General features: G+C 33.6%; 21 protein-coding genes. 13 read left to right on the top strand and 8 right to left on the bottom strand.

Features of this window, described 5'->3' with window-relative positions:
• Positions 1-437: 437 nt before the first annotated feature.
• Together CHRY9293_RS17160 and CHRY9293_RS17155 are read right to left on the bottom strand one after the other, a co-directional pair.
• On the bottom strand, positions 438-713 hold the full coding sequence (locus CHRY9293_RS17160) for a Txe/YoeB family addiction module toxin (RefSeq protein WP_162034103.1): 276 nt from the start codon (positions 711-713) through the stop codon (positions 438-440).
• A 1-nt stretch (position 714) separates the two neighbouring features.
• Entirely contained in the window at positions 715-966 is a 252-nt protein-coding gene (locus CHRY9293_RS17155; protein WP_162034102.1) for a type II toxin-antitoxin system Phd/YefM family antitoxin, read from the bottom strand.
• Positions 967-1,272: 306 nt separating this feature from the next.
• On the opposite strand from CHRY9293_RS17155, the gene CHRY9293_RS17150 reads away from it, so the two are divergent.
• Complete coding sequence (locus CHRY9293_RS17150; RefSeq protein WP_162034101.1) at positions 1,273-2,049, top strand: enterotoxin A family protein; 777 nt, start codon at positions 1,273-1,275, stop codon at positions 2,047-2,049.
• A gap of 1,264 nt (positions 2,050-3,313) precedes the next feature.
• Here CHRY9293_RS17150 and CHRY9293_RS17145 read toward each other — a convergent pair.
• From CHRY9293_RS17145 to CHRY9293_RS17135, 3 genes are all read right to left on the bottom strand, one after another.
• Positions 3,314-3,802 carry a Tn3 family transposase gene (locus CHRY9293_RS17145; protein ID WP_162034100.1) on the bottom strand — a complete coding sequence of 163 codons (489 nt, stop codon included), beginning with the start codon at positions 3,800-3,802 and terminating at the stop codon, positions 3,314-3,316.
• Positions 3,803-3,927: 125 nt separating this feature from the next.
• Positions 3,928-4,572: a DUF1016 N-terminal domain-containing protein gene (locus CHRY9293_RS17140; protein ID WP_162034099.1), complete on the bottom strand. Its 645-nt coding sequence runs from the start codon at positions 4,570-4,572 to the stop codon at positions 3,928-3,930.
• A gap of 157 nt (positions 4,573-4,729) precedes the next feature.
• The gene (locus tag CHRY9293_RS17135) at positions 4,730-4,951 is read right to left on the bottom strand and encodes a site-specific integrase (protein WP_228455582.1); all 222 of its coding nucleotides are present in this window, start codon (positions 4,949-4,951) and stop codon (positions 4,730-4,732) included.
• 409 nt (positions 4,952-5,360) lie between these two features.
• On the opposite strand from CHRY9293_RS17135, the gene CHRY9293_RS17130 reads away from it, so the two are divergent.
• The 8 genes from CHRY9293_RS17130 (at position 5,361) to CHRY9293_RS17095 (ending at position 10,788) form a co-directional block, all read left to right on the top strand.
• Positions 5,361-5,720 (top strand): SemiSWEET transporter, encoded by a 360-nt coding sequence (locus tag CHRY9293_RS17130; RefSeq protein WP_162034098.1) that lies wholly within the window; start codon positions 5,361-5,363, stop codon positions 5,718-5,720.
• Positions 5,721-5,821: 101 nt separating this feature from the next.
• Positions 5,822-6,736 carry an SDR family oxidoreductase gene (locus CHRY9293_RS17125; protein WP_162034097.1) on the top strand — a complete coding sequence of 305 codons (915 nt, stop codon included), beginning with the start codon at positions 5,822-5,824 and terminating at the stop codon, positions 6,734-6,736.
• A gap of 82 nt (positions 6,737-6,818) precedes the next feature.
• Positions 6,819-7,268 carry a PA2169 family four-helix-bundle protein gene (locus CHRY9293_RS17120; RefSeq protein ID WP_162034096.1) on the top strand — a complete coding sequence of 150 codons (450 nt, stop codon included), beginning with the start codon at positions 6,819-6,821 and terminating at the stop codon, positions 7,266-7,268.
• 307 nt (positions 7,269-7,575) lie between these two features.
• A complete protein-coding gene (locus tag CHRY9293_RS17115; protein WP_162034095.1) occupies positions 7,576-8,310 on the top strand; it encodes a KGG domain-containing protein in 735 nt (244 codons plus the stop codon).
• Positions 8,311-8,392: 82 nt separating this feature from the next.
• Positions 8,393-9,031, top strand: a complete 639-nt coding sequence (locus CHRY9293_RS17110) for a ferritin-like domain-containing protein (RefSeq protein ID WP_162034094.1) — start codon at positions 8,393-8,395, stop codon at positions 9,029-9,031.
• A gap of 692 nt (positions 9,032-9,723) precedes the next feature.
• Positions 9,724-9,942 carry a DUF2683 family protein gene (locus tag CHRY9293_RS17105; protein ID WP_162034093.1) on the top strand — a complete coding sequence of 73 codons (219 nt, stop codon included), beginning with the start codon at positions 9,724-9,726 and terminating at the stop codon, positions 9,940-9,942.
• Positions 9,930-10,226 (top strand): type II toxin-antitoxin system RelE/ParE family toxin, encoded by a 297-nt coding sequence (locus CHRY9293_RS17100; RefSeq protein WP_162034092.1) that lies wholly within the window; start codon positions 9,930-9,932, stop codon positions 10,224-10,226. Before CHRY9293_RS17105 ends, CHRY9293_RS17100 begins: the two co-directional genes overlap by 13 nt.
• Positions 10,227-10,236: 10 nt before the next feature.
• Positions 10,237-10,788 carry a recombinase family protein gene (locus CHRY9293_RS17095; protein ID WP_162034091.1) on the top strand — a complete coding sequence of 184 codons (552 nt, stop codon included), beginning with the start codon at positions 10,237-10,239 and terminating at the stop codon, positions 10,786-10,788.
• Here CHRY9293_RS17095 and CHRY9293_RS17090 read toward each other — a convergent pair.
• A complete protein-coding gene (locus CHRY9293_RS17090) occupies positions 10,780-13,212 on the bottom strand; it encodes a Tn3 family transposase (protein WP_162034090.1) in 2,433 nt (810 codons plus the stop codon). The genes CHRY9293_RS17095 and CHRY9293_RS17090 overlap by 9 nt on opposite strands.
• Positions 13,213-13,358: 146 nt before the next feature.
• Here CHRY9293_RS17090 and CHRY9293_RS17085 point away from each other — a divergent pair, with 146 nt between their 5' ends.
• The 4 genes from CHRY9293_RS17085 (at position 13,359) to CHRY9293_RS17070 (ending at position 18,547) form a co-directional block, all read left to right on the top strand.
• Positions 13,359-13,961, top strand: a complete 603-nt coding sequence (locus CHRY9293_RS17085; RefSeq protein ID WP_228455581.1) for a recombinase family protein — start codon at positions 13,359-13,361, stop codon at positions 13,959-13,961.
• 204 nt (positions 13,962-14,165) lie between these two features.
• Positions 14,166-15,839, top strand: coding sequence for a peptidase domain-containing ABC transporter (locus CHRY9293_RS17080; protein WP_162034089.1), 1,674 nt, complete (start codon positions 14,166-14,168; stop codon positions 15,837-15,839).
• A 4-nt stretch (positions 15,840-15,843) separates the two neighbouring features.
• Entirely contained in the window at positions 15,844-17,160 is a 1,317-nt protein-coding gene (locus CHRY9293_RS17075; RefSeq protein WP_162034088.1) for an HlyD family secretion protein, read from the top strand.
• The gene (locus CHRY9293_RS17070) at positions 17,141-18,547 is read left to right on the top strand and encodes a TolC family protein (protein ID WP_162034087.1); all 1,407 of its coding nucleotides are present in this window, start codon (positions 17,141-17,143) and stop codon (positions 18,545-18,547) included. Before CHRY9293_RS17075 ends, CHRY9293_RS17070 begins: the two co-directional genes overlap by 20 nt.
• A 243-nt stretch (positions 18,548-18,790) precedes the next feature.
• On the opposite strand, the gene CHRY9293_RS17065 is transcribed toward CHRY9293_RS17070, so the two are convergent.
• Together CHRY9293_RS17065 and CHRY9293_RS17060 are read right to left on the bottom strand one after the other, a co-directional pair.
• Positions 18,791-19,006 carry a hypothetical protein gene (locus CHRY9293_RS17065; RefSeq protein ID WP_122545260.1) on the bottom strand — a complete coding sequence of 72 codons (216 nt, stop codon included), beginning with the start codon at positions 19,004-19,006 and terminating at the stop codon, positions 18,791-18,793.
• 356 nt (positions 19,007-19,362) lie between these two features.
• Positions 19,363-20,244 carry a tyrosine-type recombinase/integrase gene (locus tag CHRY9293_RS17060; RefSeq protein ID WP_162034086.1) on the bottom strand — a complete coding sequence of 294 codons (882 nt, stop codon included), beginning with the start codon at positions 20,242-20,244 and terminating at the stop codon, positions 19,363-19,365.
• Positions 20,245-20,359: the final 115 nt, after the last annotated feature.

Here is a 20,359-nt window from a genome sequence, read left to right as displayed (position 1 = left end):
TATACCGATATTTGGAAGCTATGGGGCAAAAAAGAAATTTATAGAATAATTCTATCGTTTAAAGCAAAGGTTAACAATATATTACATATTTCTATTTTACTTTAGGCCCGAATCGGTAGTTGTAACCGTTATTCTCCCATATCTATAGGAGATTGTATTTGCTTGATTTTCATTGATTTTTATATTTACAAGGAATTCTTTAAATTCATGCGATGTATTCATGATTTAGTTTTAATTACTAATACATTGATCATATTTTAAGAGAAGATCACTATAATTCTACCAAATAATTTTTTTAATTGATGGTGATAATAAAACAAATCTCGTTCACCTATAATACTACAAAGTAAAATTTCTTGTAAAAATTTCTACTCAATTAGTAGAAAAACATTAAGGGATTTACAAACTTTCAATCTTACTGACCATCAAAAATAATATTAATCATTATAATGTCCTTTAACACTTAGTACAAAAACAATAATGCTTTTCTCATCAATTCGATAAATCAATCTATCTTTTTTGTTAATTCTTCGTGACCAATAACCTGAATAATCACCTTTCAGCTGTTCAGGCTTTCCTGTCCCAGTATATGGATGTTCCATAAGTTCTTCCAAAAGCTTTGAAACTTTATTAAAACTTTGTTTGTCTGATTTTTTAAAATCAGAAATTTGCTCCAATGAATCTTCAGTAAACTCTAATGAATATAAAGACATTTTAAAGATGTTTTAAAATAGTTTCAAGGCCAGCTTTACTTTTTACCTGAACCGTTTTTCCCTCCTTAATTTGTTTTTCAGCTTTTTTTATCCCTTCAATAAATTCCTTACTGTATCCTTCTCTGATTTTTTCTGCTGGAACTATATAAAAAGCATCTCCACTTCCTCTATTCACTAATACTTGTTCATCCTTTGCGAGCTCAACATATTTTTTAATATCTTTTCTAAATGCAGAAACTGTAACTGTTTTCATATTACGAAATTTGAATTACAAATATACATATAAATATGTACATATTCAAGTACAAACAAAAATACTCATATATAAATAAGATGTCTGAGAGAAATTCAATTCACTTAACATAATGCAAGTTATGCCCTATATTATTATTTAGTAGCTAAGAAATATTAAATACGTGTGAATAGAAGATATTTGACGAAAAAATTTTATCCTGTCTATCTAATAAAGTAGTCAACTAAGAAGAAGAATTTGTTTTTTTGATGTTAATAAGCTGACATATATTAATTTAACTTTGAAAATTAAACAAAATATCAAAAAATGAAAAAACACTTTTCAATCTTTGCATTGATATTAGGAAGCTTGTTCACAACGAGTACATTGTCATGTAGTGAAGATAGGACTACAGATGAGATGCTTGCTACAGATGTTAACACGGGCGCTAAACTAAATATGCAGGCAAGGGCAGCAGCTAATAACGGGAATTTACCTCTTACACACCCCTATTTGAGAACCAATATCCCTATACCAAATTTGGTATATAGGGTAGATTCTAGGTCTCCTGATCAGATATTTCGAGATGGATTTACAGCAAGAGGACTATCTTATAACTTAGGGAACCATGTATTAGGTGGAAGCTATTTGATTAATAGTGGATATATTTCAACATCTGATAGTATGGAAGCTGCGATAAATATAGCGTCTTCATCCATCAATAATCAATTACAAACAACATGGGGGCTGGATTCTTATGGTAGAGCTCAGTATCGTACCTGGATTTATTTCATAGCTCCAAGTCCTACTAATTTCATATCAGTGAATGCTAATTTACCACCCACACAAATTTTTCAAAGATATATGGGACAAAATGAATGGGCAGCAGTGGATCGCATTTATCCAGGGAATATTGTGAGTGCTATGCCTGTGACAAGGTATTTTAATAATTTGGTACCAGACGGTCCTACTATATTTGGCTCCGGACAAATGCGACAGAATGAACAATTTAATAGAAGTAATCCTTCTTATTCGCCTTTGGGGTTTTCATCTGTAGAGGTGGGGCAGACAGTTGTTAATTATTGTGGAAGATGTGAAAAATAAATACTTCCCTAGATTAAGGATATTAATTATTGTTAATTAGAATTTAAATGGTATGAGTTTTCTTATACCATTTTTTCTTTCCAGTTTATTAAGCTTTTAATTAATATGAACAAATATGCTCCTATGAATAACTTAACATAATGTATATTATTGACTGGTTAAAAAAATGCTATTTACGGTGATTTTCAGTCATTTAACCTAATTAAGAATTCCGTAATTGAGAAAATCATAAAACAAGGAGTGCATCAAAAAGTGTGGGGCAATTTGTCAACAGGTCTGAATATTAAAATCTCTATACTTTCTAAGTTGGATCTTGAAGGAATAAATGTGTGCATTTTTGATGATAGCTTGGGAGGTTTGAGTAATGTTTTTATTTGCCACACACTTTTTGATGCGCTCGTTTAAGATCCTGTTTAATTCTTGTCTAATTCTTGTCTAATAATAATTTTATAGTAGATAGTAACAATCATATGTTGTAGAAAACTTCTCTATTTTTAGTTTATTTTAGAAGTAATTACCCGCAGGTATTTTTTCGAAGCTTTATCTTTCTTATTCCCATATATTCCATATGTCAAAAAAAAGCTAGATCTTGGAATGGATCTAGCCTTATGATGAGGGAGAGATTTCGCCCTCATTTGTGTTTCTATATTTCAAATTAAGAATATTAAAAGTATATTTTTAACTCTATATAAAGATACATTATTTTTCAGTGTAATTGTAAAAAAAATAACAATTTTTATAAAATAAATTAAAATATATCACAAATAACCACATGTGACACATATAATTTAGGTTATAATAAAATATAAACGATTATTTTTGCAAGAAATAGAAATACAGAAAAGCGTAATATAAAAAATAGTTTCCCCGTAGGAGCGCATCAAAAAGTGTGGGGCAGTTTCTCAACAAACCACAATATTAGGATCTCCATACTTTCTAATTGTGGTAGCCCTATAAAAAATGAGACCCTTTTGGGATGATAGCTTGGGGGCTTTTTAGTAAATTTTTATTTGCCCCACACTTTTTGATGCACTCTCTTCATTGGTATCAACTGTACAAAAGTACAAATATATAACTGAAATTCATATAAATACCTTATATTCAGTGTTTTATTTTTGTATTTTTAAAACTTGTTATTCTATTTCAAAATCGAATAAATCTTCTGTATTAAATTGGGTTCAACTGTACAAAAGTGCAAATTTCTTATCAAAAAACGATTAATTAGTTAACTTTCAGAGTTTTACTTTCTATTTTTCAAATTTCGCTATTCCATTTCAAAATCGAATAAATCTTCTGTATTAAATTCTAGGGCATCTTTAAGAGCTTCTGGAGAAAAGTCAAAGATTCCATAAAAATTGAAGTGCTCCCATCTTACAGGAGAAGTGTTTTTGATGTGTTCAAAGAATTCTTTTCTGTTCTCTGGGGTGATTTGTACTAATTTTTTACTCAGATACATGTAATTCCAACAGACAATCAGGTTGTGAATAAGTGTTTTGCAGATAGTTGCCTGTAGATGTTCCTGTTTGGATACATATTTTATTTCCCCATTGTTTCCATAAAATATACGTTTTGCCAGCTTATTGGCACTTTCTCCTTTATTTAACTGTTGCAAAACCATTTTTCTCAGGTTATGATCGTACATGTAGTCCAGCAAAAACTTTGTCCTCACCAACCTCCCAAAATCCCGAAGGGCAAGGTATACAGGATTTTGTCGTGAATAGGAACTCAGCCTTTTGAATAGAATGGAGCGCATCAAAAAGTGTGGGGCAGTTTCTCAACAAACCGCAATATTAGGATCTCCATACTTTCTAATTGTGGTAGCCCTATAAAAAATGAGACCCTTTTGGGATGATAGCTTGGGGGCTTTTTAGTAAATTTTTATTTGCCCCACACTTTTTGATGCACTCCTTTTACCTTGGTTGTGAGCATTAAAAAATCAAAATGATATGGATCTTTAAAAATACTCTTTGCTAAATCTGATTGATATTCGGGTAACGTCTGTTCAAAATTATTCAAAGCCTTTCCGCTTCTTCTATATAAATTGCTTTGAATTTGTAAAAGCATTACGTCCCTACTCCAATCGTTCTTGGCTGTTTCTGCAATGTAAAATGCTCGTTCTGTAATATCCTTTATTTTTGTAAGAAGACTAATGTGATGGTACCAGGTAATTTGTGCAAGTGGCACTTGCACAAATTGTGTTTCAGATTGCGCAAGCGGCACTTGCACTATTGGAAACTGAGGATATGCTTCGGCAAAGCTTTTCATATATTTAAGGTTACGTACTGAAAACCCTTTGCTATCAGGAAAATTATGTATTAAATCTGCAGCTAAAAGATCTATAACTTTGCTGCCCCAACCGTTTTCCTGTTGTTTTTCGATGATTGAATTTCCGATCTCCCAATATAAGGTGAGCATTTCTGAATTAACCTTTAAAGTAGCTTGCGTTTGAGCAACCTTTATCTTATGGAAAATAAATTTCGACCAATCTTTATAGTCATTATTTTGTATAATTTCGCCACTCATCTAAAAGCATAGTTTTGTTATTCACAAATATAAGTATTAACTACTCATTCAAATAAAAAAACATCATATAAAAATTATACTATGTTTACTTTTTGAACTTCATTTATTAGTAAGGCTTTAGTAGAATAAATCCATTTTATGTTATACTTCTATATGCTTACAAAAAATTATTATAATGACTATTTCTTATATTTCTTTCCGTATATACTTTATCAAAATAGGTACTTAGACTCAGTATTCTTTCTTTATCTACAGGATTAATATATTGTAAGAACATTTGTTCAGAACTATGCCCTGTAGTTTGAATTAATAAAGGAGTAGGAATTTTACCATAAAAATTGGATGCAAAGCTCCTTCTTCCAACATGACTCGATATCACCTTCCACTTCTCAATTTTTGATACTTTCGGTCTCCCTTTCAAGAATTCCTCCCCTTTCCAAAGAAACTTATGTGGTGTAATTATGATAAATTTTAAGCGCTCCTACCTATGATACAATCATTTTAATAATGTCGTTGATGAGATATAGATATCTTCTATTATATCTTTAATAAAAATTATTTATATCAATAAAAAGGGATGTATTATGGAATAGAATTTGAATTTAAATACTCACTCGCACTACAATGGGATCACTTACAATAAAATTCAAGTTCCCATTATATACATTACATGTTAATTGTACTCTAGTGCTTTTCATTTAATTTCTTGGTATTGCAAAGTTGTTGTAATAAGATATTTTTAATATGAATTAAGAATAATGAAAATGAATTTGAAAAAAATATGAAATATGAATGAGAATATTATTGGGGTTATAGCAGGTATACTAACTTCTATTGCAATGCTCCCTCAACTTATAAAAGTTATACAAACAAAGAAAGTTGAAGATCTTTCATTAGTAATGTTATTGCTTGGTGTTAGTGGTCTTTGTTTGTGGTTAGTATATGGTTTTTTAAAAGGCGATTTTCCTATTATTTTATCTAATGCAGTTGCATTTATAGTCAATGTAAGTCTATTGATTTGTTATAGAATGTACCAGAAAGAGCCTAAAAATAAAGAGTCTTTAACGCTTAAGAAAAATAGAGTTAATTCTAAGTTACCTCCTATCAAGGTAATCAAACAGAGACATAAGAAAGTGATTAAATTTTAAATGATTCCTGGCTTCTCTAGGATAAATATACAACCTTTGAATTATAAGATATAAAAAAAGTAACCTTATTGGCAAATTAATCAAATACTAAATCTTAATATATGGATAAAGAAAATAAAAATATTAGAGGATCATCTCATTTAGTAGATCCTACTATGAAATACCCCAGACCACCATTCAAAAGGCAATTTCAACCCTTCCCGGGATTGGCAAGTAAAATGATACCTGTTCCAGACCATGGAGAGGAAAGCTATATAGGTTCGGGAAGATTAATAGGAAGAAAAGCCTTAATTACTGGGGGAGATTCAGGAATTGGACGTGCAGCTGCAATTGCTTTTGCCCGTGAAGGAGCTGATGTGGCGATTAATTATCTTCCTGAAGAAGAGCCTGATGCAATAGAAGTAATTGAATTAATCAGAAAAGCGGGACAGAAAGCAATTGCCATTGCTGGTGATATCAGAGATGAGAATTTCTGTAAAAAATTGGTTGATCAGGCTGTGCAGCAATTGGAAGGGTTAGATATTCTTGTGAATAATGCCGGACATCAAAAAACTCATGAGTCAATTCTTGACATCAGTACCGAAGAATTTGACAGAACAATGAAAACTAATCTATATGCTCCTTTTTGGATCATAAAGTCTGCACTTCCCCATCTTCACCCTGGTTCATGTATTATTGGACTCTCATCTGTACAGGCTTATGATCCTTCAGAAGATCTATATGATTATGCACAGACTAAAGCCGCTACTACAAGCTATGTAAAATCATTGGCAAAACAGTTAGGATCAAAAGGAATAAGAGTAAACGGAGTAGCACCTGGTCCCGTATGGACAGCTCTGGAAATAAGCGGTGGGCAAACACAGGAAAACATAGAGAAATTTGGAGGTGATACACCGTTAGGAAGACCAGGACAGCCTGCAGAATTAGCCTCTATATTTGTACAACTTGCTGATAACAATGCAAGTTTTGCAAACGGACAGATCTACGGAGCCGCTGGAGGAAGCGGACAGCCTTAAAATTAAACTTAACAATTCAAGTTCTCCAAAAGGAATCGGACCAATTACAAATTATAATAATCACCAATTAAAATAAAATAATATGAACAACGAAAAAACAGTATCAGTACTTAACGATTTACTGAACATTACCAACGACAGAATTGAAGGCTTTTCAAAAGTTGAAGACAAAGTATGGAACACTCATTCTGCGCTAAAAGCAGACTATGATCAAATGGTTTCTCAATCACAAGTTATGAAAAATGATCTAATTAAACTGATTAATGAAAAAGGAGGAGAAGCTGATAATACAACGAGTACAGCGGGAGCATTTCATAGAGCTTGGATTGATGTTAAAAATTCATTCTCATCTGATAAAGACGAAACTACTTTAGAAAATGTTGTTTTTGGAGAAAAAGCTGCAATTGATGCATATCAGGACGTATTGGACAGCACAGACCTTGGTCCTGAAAGCTCAAGGGTAGTATCTGATCATCTACATCATTTAAAATCTTCTTATAATAAGTTTGAAAACTTAGAAGCAAGAAGTTAACACTATTACATTAAAGAGAGCGTCTTAGGCTCTCTTTATGATCTTCTACTAATCAAATTTTGTACGTCTGATTCTTAAAATTTATTTTCTAAATTTTTTAAAGTGACCCAAATCATATTCAAAGGATTTTTCATTACGTATATTTGAGTAAATAATTCATTTACATTTCTTTATGCCACCATAGTTGGCAAAATAAAAGCGTTTGGCTTTTTAATCAATTTATAATTACATCACAAATCATTGCTGTCTAATACTAGTCACGGCCGGCAATAACTATCACTAAAATATTAATATAAAACAAACAGTTATGAACACTAGAAATTCAAAAAATCGTAGTTCCAGAGGAAATGCAAGCTCATCAAGCAATCTTGAGGAAATTTATCAGTTAGGTTATGACCACGGTTATAATGATGCACAAAATGATGAAGATTATGATGATGACTTCTCAGATTATGAGGACTATTATGATGAGCAAGACGATGACTATGAAAATAGTTATGACGACGATGAGGATGAAGATTATGACGACGACAATGATGACGATGAGTATGAAGACAACAGAGGTCGTGGAAGAAGCAGAAGCAACAACGGAAACCAACAAAGAGATAGTCACGGAAGATTTACTTCCGGAAGTGGTAGAGGAAACTCTAGCGGCAGATCAGGAAGAGGAAGAAGTTCAAACTCAAATTCAGGAAGATCAGGATCAGGTGGAAGAGGAAGGTCATCTTCAAGAAGTTCATCAAATGATGATAACTATGATCACAGACATGATAATCCGGGAAGACCGAGAGGAAGCAGAAACAGTGGCGGATCTTCTAACTCGGGAAGGTCAGGATCCAATTCTAGTTCAAGATCAAACAATACGAGCGGTTCAGGTCGAAATTCAAATTCAGGATCCGGAAGTTCAGGAAGAGGTTTCGCATCTATGAGTAAAGCCGATCGTACGAGAATTGCTCGTATGGGCGGACAAGCATCTCACGGAGGCGGAAGATCTTCAAATTCCGGCAGATCAGGATTTGGAGGCAGACGTAATAATTCATAATTCTTTTTCCTATGATTACCTCTTTATTGATTTGATTATTTAAAGGGGTAATCTTTTTAAAACCAAACACCACTTTCACATTATGGCAACTAAAACATTAGAAACAAAAAATAATAACAGTACAAGTACAGCAAGTACAGATACGACTTCCTCATCTACAGGAGTATCAACGACAAAAAAGACTATAGAAGTCGACAATGCAACAGTAGATGAAAATGAAATGAAAAATTCTCCTCTTCATAAATTTTTTGTTTCTGCACTAAAGGATATTTATTTTGCAGAAAACACAATTATTGATGCTCTGGAAAAGATGCAGGAAGCTGCAACTACAGAAGAACTGAAAGAAGCTTTTGAAGATCATCAGCTTCAGACAAAAAAACATGTAAGGCGTCTTGAAAAAGTTTTCAAATTAATTGATGAAACTCCGGAACAGAAAGAATGTAAGGCGATTAAAGGCATCATCGAAGAAGGTGAAGAAATTATTAAATCCACAGAAGAAGGTTCTATGACCCGCGATGCAGCCCTTATTATTGCTGCACAAAAAGTTGAGCATTACGAAATTGCTACTTACGGAGGTCTGGCTCAGCTTGCTATTACAATGGGACATGATAAAGCTGCAGATCTTCTTGAAAAAACTCTACAGGAAGAAGAAGATACGGATTATGATCTTACAGAAATTGCCGAAACCTACATCAATTTTGATGCACAACAGGAAGATTAATACATACCGATAAGCCATGTAGAAATTCTATGTGGCTTATTTTCTCTTTACTAAAAATCAAAATATGAATTGCGAAAAAATTGTTCAAAGCTTAGCTAAGTCTATGGCTAACACCTGTTTAATACTTTCCTGATCTTACTTTTTTAAAAGCTAATCTTCCTTCGTTTTAACTCCTACTGTTATTCAAGATGTTTTGTAGGAACTCTTCACATTCTGTTCAAACTCTAAAAGAAGTAAAGGGATGAGGATATTTCTATGTGAGAAAATATCTTTAGATTTTCTGCTCAATGTTCTCTCCTTCCTTTTGCTTTTGTTTACAAATTTATTTACTCTACTGAAACTTTTGCAAACATAGGAGATGCTAAAGGACTTATTTGAAGAACATTTATTGGGCTTGAAAAGCTCTTGTAAAAGCACTACCTAGCATGCAGAAAAATGCAATGGATGAAAAGCCCCTCTTGACGAGGAAAAAGATAGCTTTTATCTATTTTTTGAAACATAGAACCCCTCACAGTTATAATTTTATACCATGAGATATTTTTGTTTCCTTCTTGCAAAAACGATCCTTTTTGCAACTAAAATCAGAATGTTCGGGAAGCATGAATTTTTCAGTCGCAAAAAAGTATTGCAAAATAAAAATATTTTGCGATATGTTTGTGCGAAATATTTATCTTTGTGTAAATAATCTTAATATGAAAAGTATTGTTATTTATCCGGATAATCCAAAACAATTCTCCGTTATTGAAGCTTTTTTAGAAGAAATGAAAATCCGTTTTAAAAGTCAGGAAGACAGTATAATTTCTGAAGAAATAAAACAATCTGTCTTAGAAGGTATAAAAGATGCAGAAGAGGGAAGGCTCATTTCAAGTGAAGAAGTAAGAAAAAAAGCAGCAGCTTTATGTTCGAAATAGAATGGACTGAAAAAGCAGAACGTTTATATCTGGAAGCTTTGGAATTTTGGATTAACCATAACAAGTCTACCACTTATTCAAAGAAGATAGTAAAACAGGTTTCTGAAAAAGAAGATTATATTGCCAACAACCCTTACGCAGGACAGGAAGTTTTTGATATTCCCGGTGTTCGGTATGTAGTTGTCCTTAGAAAGTTTTTAATTTTTTATCGGATTAATAATAAAACAATTCAAATTCTATCCTTTTGGGACGGACATAAAAATCCACAAGATTTAGAGTTATAAAATACCATCTATGTTAATAGGATATGCCAGAGTCTCCACCCAGGAGCAGGACAATTCAGTTCAGATTGAAGCTTTGAGAAAAGCAGGTTGCGAGCTTATTTTTGAGGAAAAGATTTCCGGTGGAAGATGGGATCGCCCGAAACTTAAAGAGCTTCTTAGCCATCTTCGTAAAGGCGATATTGTTATTGTCTGGAAACTGGACAGACTTTCCCGATCATTGAAGGATCTTCTCTTCTTGATAGAGCAGATTGAAGGAAAAAAATCAGGATTCCGAAGCTTGACAGAATCTATTGATACTACCACATCTTCAGGAAGAATGATGATGCAGATGGTCGGAGTATTTGCAGAATTTGAAAGGGAAATGCTGAAAGAACGAACTAAAAGAGGTTTGGAACACGCCCGAAAAGAAGGAAGAATCGGAGGAAGAAAACCCAAATTAAAAGAAGTCCAAAGAAAAGAAATAAAACATCTTATCCAATCGGGACGAAAAACAGCTCCTGAAGTAGCCAAACTATTCGATGTTCATCCAGCTACTATTTACCGATTAATTAAATCAGTTTAATCTATTAAAATAAAACCTTTTAATAGATTTTATCCTTAACGTACAAAATTTTACTTTTCGTCGACTGCCCCCAGTTACTGCGAATACCAATTCGGTATACCCGTGGGTATCGGTAGAGTGTAATTCCGTTTCTATGACCTCGTTATATAATATTCCATCTATAACATAACAGGATTCTCTCTCTCCTGCACTGATGGCTGTAGCGTAGAATTGTCGATGCAGGTTATCAATAAAGCAGTACATAACGATTCCTTTATCTTTTCCAAAATACTTGAAAGAATAATTGGCATGAATGGAATCCGTCTTTATATAAAATTTTTGTCCGTCACTGGAAGTATGGACTTTTTGCTGTTCCTTTTTAAAGAATTCCACTAATTTTAGTTTGTCAGTGTATTCTACCACCCTATCATTTGCCTTTTGGATGTTTTCCAGAGAGAAATACCAGTTAGCTGTAGTATCTAGGGTATTGGCATTCATATTGGTCGTATTTTTTGCCATATTACTAAGCCCTATATTACAGCCGTATGCCATCACCACAGCAAACAGTTCCATATCAGAAGGTCTTTTCGTTATGGAACGGTTAGACCAGTGGGTAAAGGCTTTGGTAAAGCCGATCCTCTGATTGATGGTATTAAGGATCTCCAGTAAAGGAACACTGTTTTCAGGTGGGAATATTGATTTTGTATCCTCCTTCTCCTGTTTCTCCTTCTTTTTACTTGAGGGAATATCGAAACGGGGACGCTTGCCTTTCTTGGAAGCCTTGACATAATGATTTTCGGGATTATTGATACTGTTATAGGTTTTTGGGAAAGACTCCTGTAGTGAGAATCCGAGTTCAGATTTCACTTTTTTCCATTGTTTTTTTTCTAATAAACCAATATCTTCCAGTATACTATATTGATTCTGTACCCAATTTGCTTCACTGATTAGGTAATGTCCGAAAGGGCGGTACTGGAAGGAGTGGATAAGGCTGACCTCTCCCGACTTAATGCCTTTTACCAAGTGCTTTGTAAAAAGTATTTTGTACAATGCGGGTAAGGATTTTGCATTTTTTACATTCTTCTTCTCATCCCGGGTTAAAAATCCGGCAGTGAAGGTTTCTGAAATATTTCCGTCTTTCTTTTTAAACTCTATGTCTGCATTCTGAAGAAGAGGATCGGACACTTCAAAATCGATGTTACGAAGCAACTGGGCTACTCTGTTCTGCAGTTTATGGGAATGTTCTTCCAGGACTTTATAAAAAATAGGTTCTTTACGCAATCCTTTTTTCCGGATTCTTCCGATCGGTTCAAGGATTCCTACAAAATCAGACAGAAGATTTTTTATGGAAAACTGTTCATAATAGCGAGTCTTTTCGGAAGGTTTCAAGTCATAATCATCTCTGATCCTGATCAGCTCCTTTACCTCAATGGCCATGTTCTCGCTTGCAGAAAGAATATGTTCCAGATCTTCTTCATTCGAGTTTTGGTTTTCTAGAAGAATATTTTTGGTTTCATTACCTGTAGAATTTTCAATTTCTTTAGTAGTGCTTATCAGGATTTCCATCAGAAGGTCTCCCAGAAAATAGTACTGGTACATGATAAAGCAAAGCAACATCAGGTATTTATTCTCCCTTCTCGATATTTGAAAAATTCTTGCTTTTATCACGAACTGAGCATGATATTCTATCATTTCTATACTTAGGTCAAGCTGCAGCACGAGATCTTGAATCTGAAAATATAAGTTTTTAAAATAAAGGTAAGCTTTAAAGTTCTCCCGGATATCCCGAAGTCTGGCAGTTTCATTAGGATTTTTGAGCCTTGTAAGGGTATAAACGAAGGAATCTTCTTCTTTTTCCAAAAGCCCGTCCAGCATGTTTTGCACTGGTTCGGTCAGCAGCAAGCTAATGGTCTGCGAATAATAATAGTCTAGTTTTCTTATTGATTCCCGGATAAGAGAAGACAGCGCATGATAAGTAGGAAGTTCTATTTTGTGGTTACGAAGGTATTCTGCCAGAATCCAAAATAAGATATCTGGTCTTTTTTGCTTTTTTAACAGCCTGGTGGCTTCCGAAAAGATCATCTGTTTTTCCTTTTTCCCAAAGGGAAGAATTCCAAAATGAGTTCTTATAATTTCTTGTTGTCTATAAATAATCGCTGTATGGTAATTTTCCCAATCAATAATGTTTTTATCAATCTCATTCCATCTGCAGACCGCTTCTATGTCTTCGGAATTAAAGACATTCACATAAAAGAATTTTCCCGAAGATTTAAAATATCCATATTGGAGAATGAATCCTACAATACTGGTCGGAGCTTCTAATTTTCTCAGATAAAGTTTTAATCCATCAGGAACTTCAAAAACCATTCTTCTTTCTATCAAGCTGAACTTTGGAGGACTGTCAAATTCTATCTGCAGACTTTTTGGTATAAGATCTATTCTCATCTATTAATTGTTTTTTCCGTGTAAACAAACGGCCGTTTTTATACATAATTATAAAAAATCAAACCTGGTCTAATTTACATATTTAAATTGCCATGTAATTAATCAAAATTTATTATATTTGATTTCATTAAGTTTTATACATAATCATGATTAAATTAGGATATGCAAGGGTTTCTACCCAAGAACAGAATCTGGCTCTTCAACTAGATGCACTGAAAAAGGAAGGCTGCAAAAAAGTCTTTACCGATAAGGTTTCAGGGGTAAAATCTAGCAAACCCAGCTTTGAGAAGCTGATGGAATATGCAAGACCGGGTGATACGATTGTTATTTGGAAGTTAGATCGATTGGGAAGAAGTACCGTAAAGCTTATAGAGCTGATGGAAGAATTAAAACAGAAAGGAATTAATTTAAAATCTCTTTCCGAATCGATTGATACTGACACGGCTACAGGGAATTTATTTTTCCAATTTATGTGCATGCTAGCTGAACATGAACGCAATGTAATTAGTGAACGGACAAAAGCAGGATTGGAATCTGCCAGGGCAAGGGGCAGATCCGGAGGAAGACCCAAAGGCTTAAGCCAACGTTATCTGAAGATCTCTGTAGAAGTTAAAGAAATGTATGAAAAAAATATATATAGTACCGTTGCTATAAGAGAAATGTTCCAGATCAAAAGTCAACCAACTCTTTATAAGATATTACAGTATGCAGGGGCTGATGTGAAGGGATTTGTAAAAAAGAGAGATTAAAAATACTTATTAAGTAAAAAAATAGAATTAAAATATTGAATACCAGCATTTGCAAGACGCTTCTGGAGACAGCCCACGATCAGCAATTCTTTAGCGAACACCTTCCAAAACTTACAGATAATCATAGCCAAAAAATGAGTCATAAAAATTTTGTGCTGGATTATCTACGCTTTATAACCACCAATCTTTTAAAATAACCGATAGATGGACAACTCTCCAAAAAAATATAGCAGACAATTGTTTCAGTACATTACCAAGGATAAAAAGGATGTTACCAATATCTACTTTTACGCTATCCTCAATGGTTTGGTGATGCTGAGCATACCTTTGGGCATACAATCTATCGTCAGTTTTGTGATGGGAGCAACGATGGCAACTTCTATCTATATTCTGATCGCTTTTGTAGTTTTAGGAACTTGGCTGAGTGGTTTTTTCCGGCTGAAAGTAATGCAGATCATTGAGAAGATACAGCAGAAAATTTTTGTTGAATTTTCTCTTGCCTTTGCTGAAAAACTTCCTAAAGTAGATTTGTCACAAACGAGAAAATATTATTTACCAGAACTTGTCAACCGTTTTTTTGATACCCAGAATCTACAGAAAGGAATTTCAAAAATCTTACTGGAAATTCCGACAGCTCTGATCCAGATTTTATTTGGAATTCTGCTTCTTTCATTTTACCATACCTGGTTTTTGGTTTTTGGAGCTTTAGTGGTGATCTTCGTGGTCATTATTTTCAGATTTACAATGGAAAGCGGGATTAAATCCAGTATTGAAGAAAGTGATAAAAAATATGAAGTGGCTTCCTGGATTGAAGATATTGCTGCATCTGTAAAAACATTCAAATTCAATTCTAAGAAACAGATTCATCTTGCAGAAACTGATAATAGAGTAGTAAAGTATCTTGATAATCGTACGGAGCATTTCAAGGTATTGGTTTTTCAATATAAAACGACCATTGCATTTAAAGTTATCATTACATTGGTAATGCTGGTGATCGGAACTTATCTTTTAGTAAACCAGCAATTGAACATTGGTGCATTCATTGCCACCGAAATTGTAGTTTTAAGTATTATGACAGCTGTCGAAAAACTGATCAAGAGTCTTGAAAGTTATTATGATATAATCGCTGCGTTGGCAAAACTGAACAAAATTACCAATCTGCCCGAAGAAAAATTGGGTACTATAGATTTTGAATCTCAAAAAGGAGGTTTTGAAATAGAATGCAAAGAAGTAAATTTTTCTTTTAACGATTATCAGAAAATTTTTGAAAATGTCAATTTTAAAATTAAAAAAAATTCGCTTACAATCATTTCCGGTAAGTTGGGAGCAGGAAAATCTATGCTCCTGAATATGATCAGCGGTTTTTATGAACCCACTTCAGGGAGTATTCTTTTTGATAAAATACTGCTTAAAAATATCGACAAATCTTCACTTAGAAACCTGATTGGTTTGTATCTGAAAGATATGACGATAATAAAAGAAACTGTTTATGAAAATATTGTTCTGGGTCACAATGAAACAACAGTTGAGCAAATTCTGAAATTATCTGAAGAAATAGGGGTTGAAGATCTGTCCAGCCAGTTCAGCAACGGTTTTTTAACCCGGATTAGCGAAACGGATACAGAAGTAACCTTTAGCATCAAAAAGAAAATATTGCTGCTCAGAACATTAGTGGGCGCAAAAAAATTAGTGATATTGGAAGACCCGTTTGAAGGAATGGATGATACTTTTAAAACTAAAATGAAAGAGTATCTTATGAAATTGAAACAAGTTTCTACAATCATCGTAGTATCAGAAAATGAAAACCTAATCAACGATGCAGATCAAAGGCTGCTGGTAGAAGATGGAACGGTGAAAACTTTATTTAACAAAAACTAAAAAGATGGAATTGCAGTCAGTCAATAAAATATATCATATCCACAAAAAATCTAGGGTTAAAATATGGTTTCTTTTCATATTTATTGGAGGTATCATTGTACTGTTTTTGCCGTGGACCCAAAACATCAAGGTAATGGGAAATGTGAGTACGCTTTATCAGGAACAGCGCCCGCAACAACTCAATTCACCGATTCCGGGCAGAATCATCAAATGGTATGTGAAAAACGGTGATTATGTAAAAAAAGGCGACACTCTTCTTCAGCTCTCTGAAGTAAAAGAAGATTACCTGGATCCGCTTTTGGTAAAAAGAACCGAAATGCAGGTGGAAGCCAAAAAGGGAGTGAGAGATTATTACGAAGCCAAAGTTGGAACCACCAACAGTCAGATCCGTGCTCTGAATTCCGCAAGAGATTTAAAACTGAATCAGCTTAAAGTAAAGATCAGTCAGCTCAATAATAAATTGGCAGGAGAAGAAGCAGAACAGGAAGCAGCAAAAAACGAACTGAGAATGGCTTCAGATCAATACGAGAGACAGAAGAAAATGTATGATGAAGGTTTGGTTTCGCTAACCCAATTTCAGCAGAGAAGTGTTTCTTACCAAAATGCTTTGGCTAAAAAAACAGCAACCGAAAATAAATTAGCACAAACCAGGCAGGAAATTGTGAATGTAAGCATCGAACAGAATGCAGTTATTCAGGATTATAATGAAAAACTTAGCAAGACAGAGGGGGACCGTTTCCAGAGTATGGGACAGATTGAAGGAAGTGACGGCGATATTGCCAAACTCGAAAATCAGGTTGCCAATTACAAAGCAAGACAGGGTTTCTATTTCGTGATTGCTTCTCAGGACGGGCAGATTGTACAGATTAATAAAGCCGGAATTGGAGAAATTCTGAAAGATGGGGAAAGCATCGGAATTATTGTTCCTGAGAAAGTAGATTACGCCGTAGAAGTTTACATTAAACCTTTCGATTTGCCTTTGGTAAAAGAAGGACAGCGCGTGATGTGCATTTTCGATGGTTTTCCGGCAATTGTTTTTTCAGGATGGCCGAATTCCAGTTACGGAACTTTTGCAGGAAAAGTGATTGCGGTAGAAAACAACATCAGTGCAAACGGAATGTTCAAAGCTTTAGTGATTCAGGATAAAAATGAAAAACAATGGCCTCCGAAGATCAAAATGGGAACCGGAGTTCAGGGAATTGCCATTCTTAATGATGTTCCGATCTGGTATGAATTGTGGCGAAATATCAACGGATTCCCTCCAGATTATTATGAAGTAAAAACCGAAAAATATTCAAAAGATGAAAAGCCTAAAAAATAAATTTTCAGTGCTTCTCGTTCTGTTTTGTAGTCAGCTTTCTTTTGCGCAGGATTCTCTAAAACTCTCTCATCAGGAATTTCTGAATATTGTGAAAAATTATCATCCGCTGGCTTTCAGATATCAGCTTCAGAATAAAATTGGCAATGCAGAAATTACCAAAGCAAGAGGAAATTTTGATCCGGTGATTGCAGGAAAACTGGGAGAAAAAAATATTGACGGAACAAAATATTACGAACAGAAAAATGTAGAACTTGGAATTCCTACTTGGTACGGAATCGACATTGCCGGAAGTTACAATTATCTGGATGGAGAAAAACTGAACAGCAGCGAAACAAAAGGAGGTTTGTATCAGTTTGGGGTTACGGTGCCTTTGGCAAAAAATCTTTTGTATGATAAAAGAAGAGCAACGCTTGATCAGGCAAAATTCGGATTTAAAATGACGGAAGCCGAACAAACTGTTCTCACAAATGAACTTCTGCTGAATGCGGAAAACTCCTATTGGGAATGGGTGAAAAATTTTCAGATTTACAAACTTCAGAAATCGGCGGTTGAAATCAACAAAAAACGTCTAGACCTTACCAAAAAAACGTATGAATTTGGTGAAAGACCAGTAATTGATACGGTGGAAGCGTCTTCCCAGCTTCAAAATTTTGAACTTCAGGAACGGGAAGCATATTTAAATTTTGTGAGAAGTACGCAGGAAATGCAGATATATCTTTGGAGAGACAATCAGGAGTTTTTTGAAATTTCGCAGCTTATTTTTCCTTCTTCAGATCTGGATGAACATTCCGGCTACAATGACTATGAATTTTTAATTGAAAGTATACAAGCAATGCAATTGCAAAACCATGCTTCTCTTGAATATTATTTTCAAAAGCAGAATATTTTGGAAAGTGAAAGAAGATTGAAATGGCAGAGTTTTCTTCCGAAACTGGATTTTACGTATAATTTTTTCAATAAGGAAAATTATCGTGCCGATTTTCTTCCTTTATTTTATAATAATTTCCAGTACGGACTAAAACTAGAGATCCCGGTTTTCCAAAGACAGGCAAGAGCCGATTATGAAATTGCCAAGCTGAAAATTTCACAAAACCAGCAGGATTCTCAGGTCAAATTGCGTGAAATACTGACAAAAATTGAAACATATAAAAATGAAATCAGCAATTATTTCACACAGATTGATATTTCAACAAAAAACCTAATCAATTATCAGCGACTTCTAAATGCTGAAGAAATGAGATTCAGCAATGGGGAAAGCTCATTATTTCTGATCAATTCTAGAGAAACTAAATTATTGGAAGCAACTGAAAAAAATATTGAACTGAAAGCTAAATTCCTGAAAAGCTACAATAAACTGAAATGGCTGAATGAGAATTTTTTGAGATAAAAAACATTTAAATTATTAATGTATTTTAATCAAACTAGTGAAAATCAATATTTTAAATGTTATAATGAACATTTTGTCTCATTTTTGGTTTGAAGCCAAAGATGCCCTAGAATTTAATACAGAAGATTTATTCGATTTTGAAATAGAATAACAAGTTTTAAAAATATAAAATAAGACGCTGAATACCAATTTTTTATGTGGGTTTCAGTTATATATTTGTACTTTTGTACAGTTGACACCAAATTAATGTAACATTATTAAACGAGAATTTTGTCCTTCCCGGATAACTATTTTTTTCTTAGCTGCCATTTCTTCTAAAAAAGAATTTCTTTCAGTAATAGGAAGGTTTAAGATATGGTCAAAATCGCCGAAAGTATTGCCATTATTACCACCTGTTTTGATATGTTTTGCAGTGACGATCTCAAGTACTTTACTTTCTAACTCTTCAATATTATCCATGGAACAAAGGTATCAACTTTTGTTGATTTTATAAAAAAGGGGTGAAATAAAAAATTGTAATTTTTTGTAAAATCAGGAAATAAAATGCCATTGCTTTATGATTTTCTCAATTACGGAATTCTTAATTAGGTTAAATGACTGAAAATCAGTGTAAATTGCATTTTTATAACCAGTCAATAATTTATATTATGTTAATTAAGTCCACTTTCTTTGTAGATGGGTAATTATTCTATTAGGAAATAAAAAATGGTATAAAAAAACTCACCATATAATGTTATAAGGTGTTTTTAATTTCAATTATAAGTTAATACTATTTCAATAAGAAGAAAGCACTAGATAATTATGCTTCTATTTTCTTATCCAAATTTATAATGACTATTTCTTATATTTCTTTCCGTATATACTTTATCAAAATAGGTACTTAGACTCAGTATTCTTTCTTTATCTACGGGATTGATATATCGTAAGAACATTTGCTCCGAACTGTGGCCAGTGGCCTGCATGAGTAGGGGCGTTGGAATTTTACCATAAAAGTTGGACGCAAAGCTCCGTCTTCCAACATGGCTTGATAAAACCTTCCACTTCTCAATTTTTGTCTCTAGGCTTCTATATCCAACCCTTTTTCTTACTTTAAGAGATTCATTGAGGCCAGAGCATCTAGCAATTTCTTTAATAGCACTATTATACTGCTGAATATCCATTACTTTGGGAAAACTATTATGATTTCGATGTACGGTATTAACTACCGTAGGATGTAAAGGAAGAAGTATCTTTTTTTGTGTTTTCTGTTGAATAAAAGAGATACAGGGCTTTCCACTGATCCTTGTTATTTTTTCTACATTAAAATTCATAAAATCCGAAAACCGTTGCCCTGTATAACAGCTAATTAATAGCCAATCTTTAGCGGGTTGTAACTCCTGAGGAACTTCTGTATTTTTAATCCTAATAATTTCTTCTTCTGAAAGGGTAATGACTGATTTCTGTTGTTTTTCTCTTCTAATTTCTAGTTCTCTAACCCTGGTTTTAATCCCTTTTCTCTCAGCAAAATTAAGAATGGTTTTTACAAAGTGAATACTCCTGTAAATCGTATTTTCACTATACTCTTCATTTTGTCCGAAAATAATAAAATCATTGATAAAATCACTATTAATGCTCTCTACGTTCAATCTTTTCATAAGAAATCCCTCAAATCGTTTCATTAAACGATAAAATACCAAATACCGCTTATAGGAGTGCATCAAAAAGTGTGGGGCAAATTATGCAACCTCTTTATTTTCTTTTATTTCCATAGTGCTCACTTTCGTTAATCACCCTCTAATGCCTTATCACTGATGTCAAATTCATCCACAAAAC

Origin of the sequence: Chryseobacterium potabilaquae (assembly GCF_902728265.1) — a bacterium.
Taxonomy (GTDB): Bacteria; Bacteroidota; Bacteroidia; order Flavobacteriales; family Weeksellaceae; genus Chryseobacterium; species Chryseobacterium potabilaquae.
The sequence above is the reverse complement of the archived record's forward strand: the minus strand, read 5'-3'. Positions and strand labels throughout refer to the sequence as shown.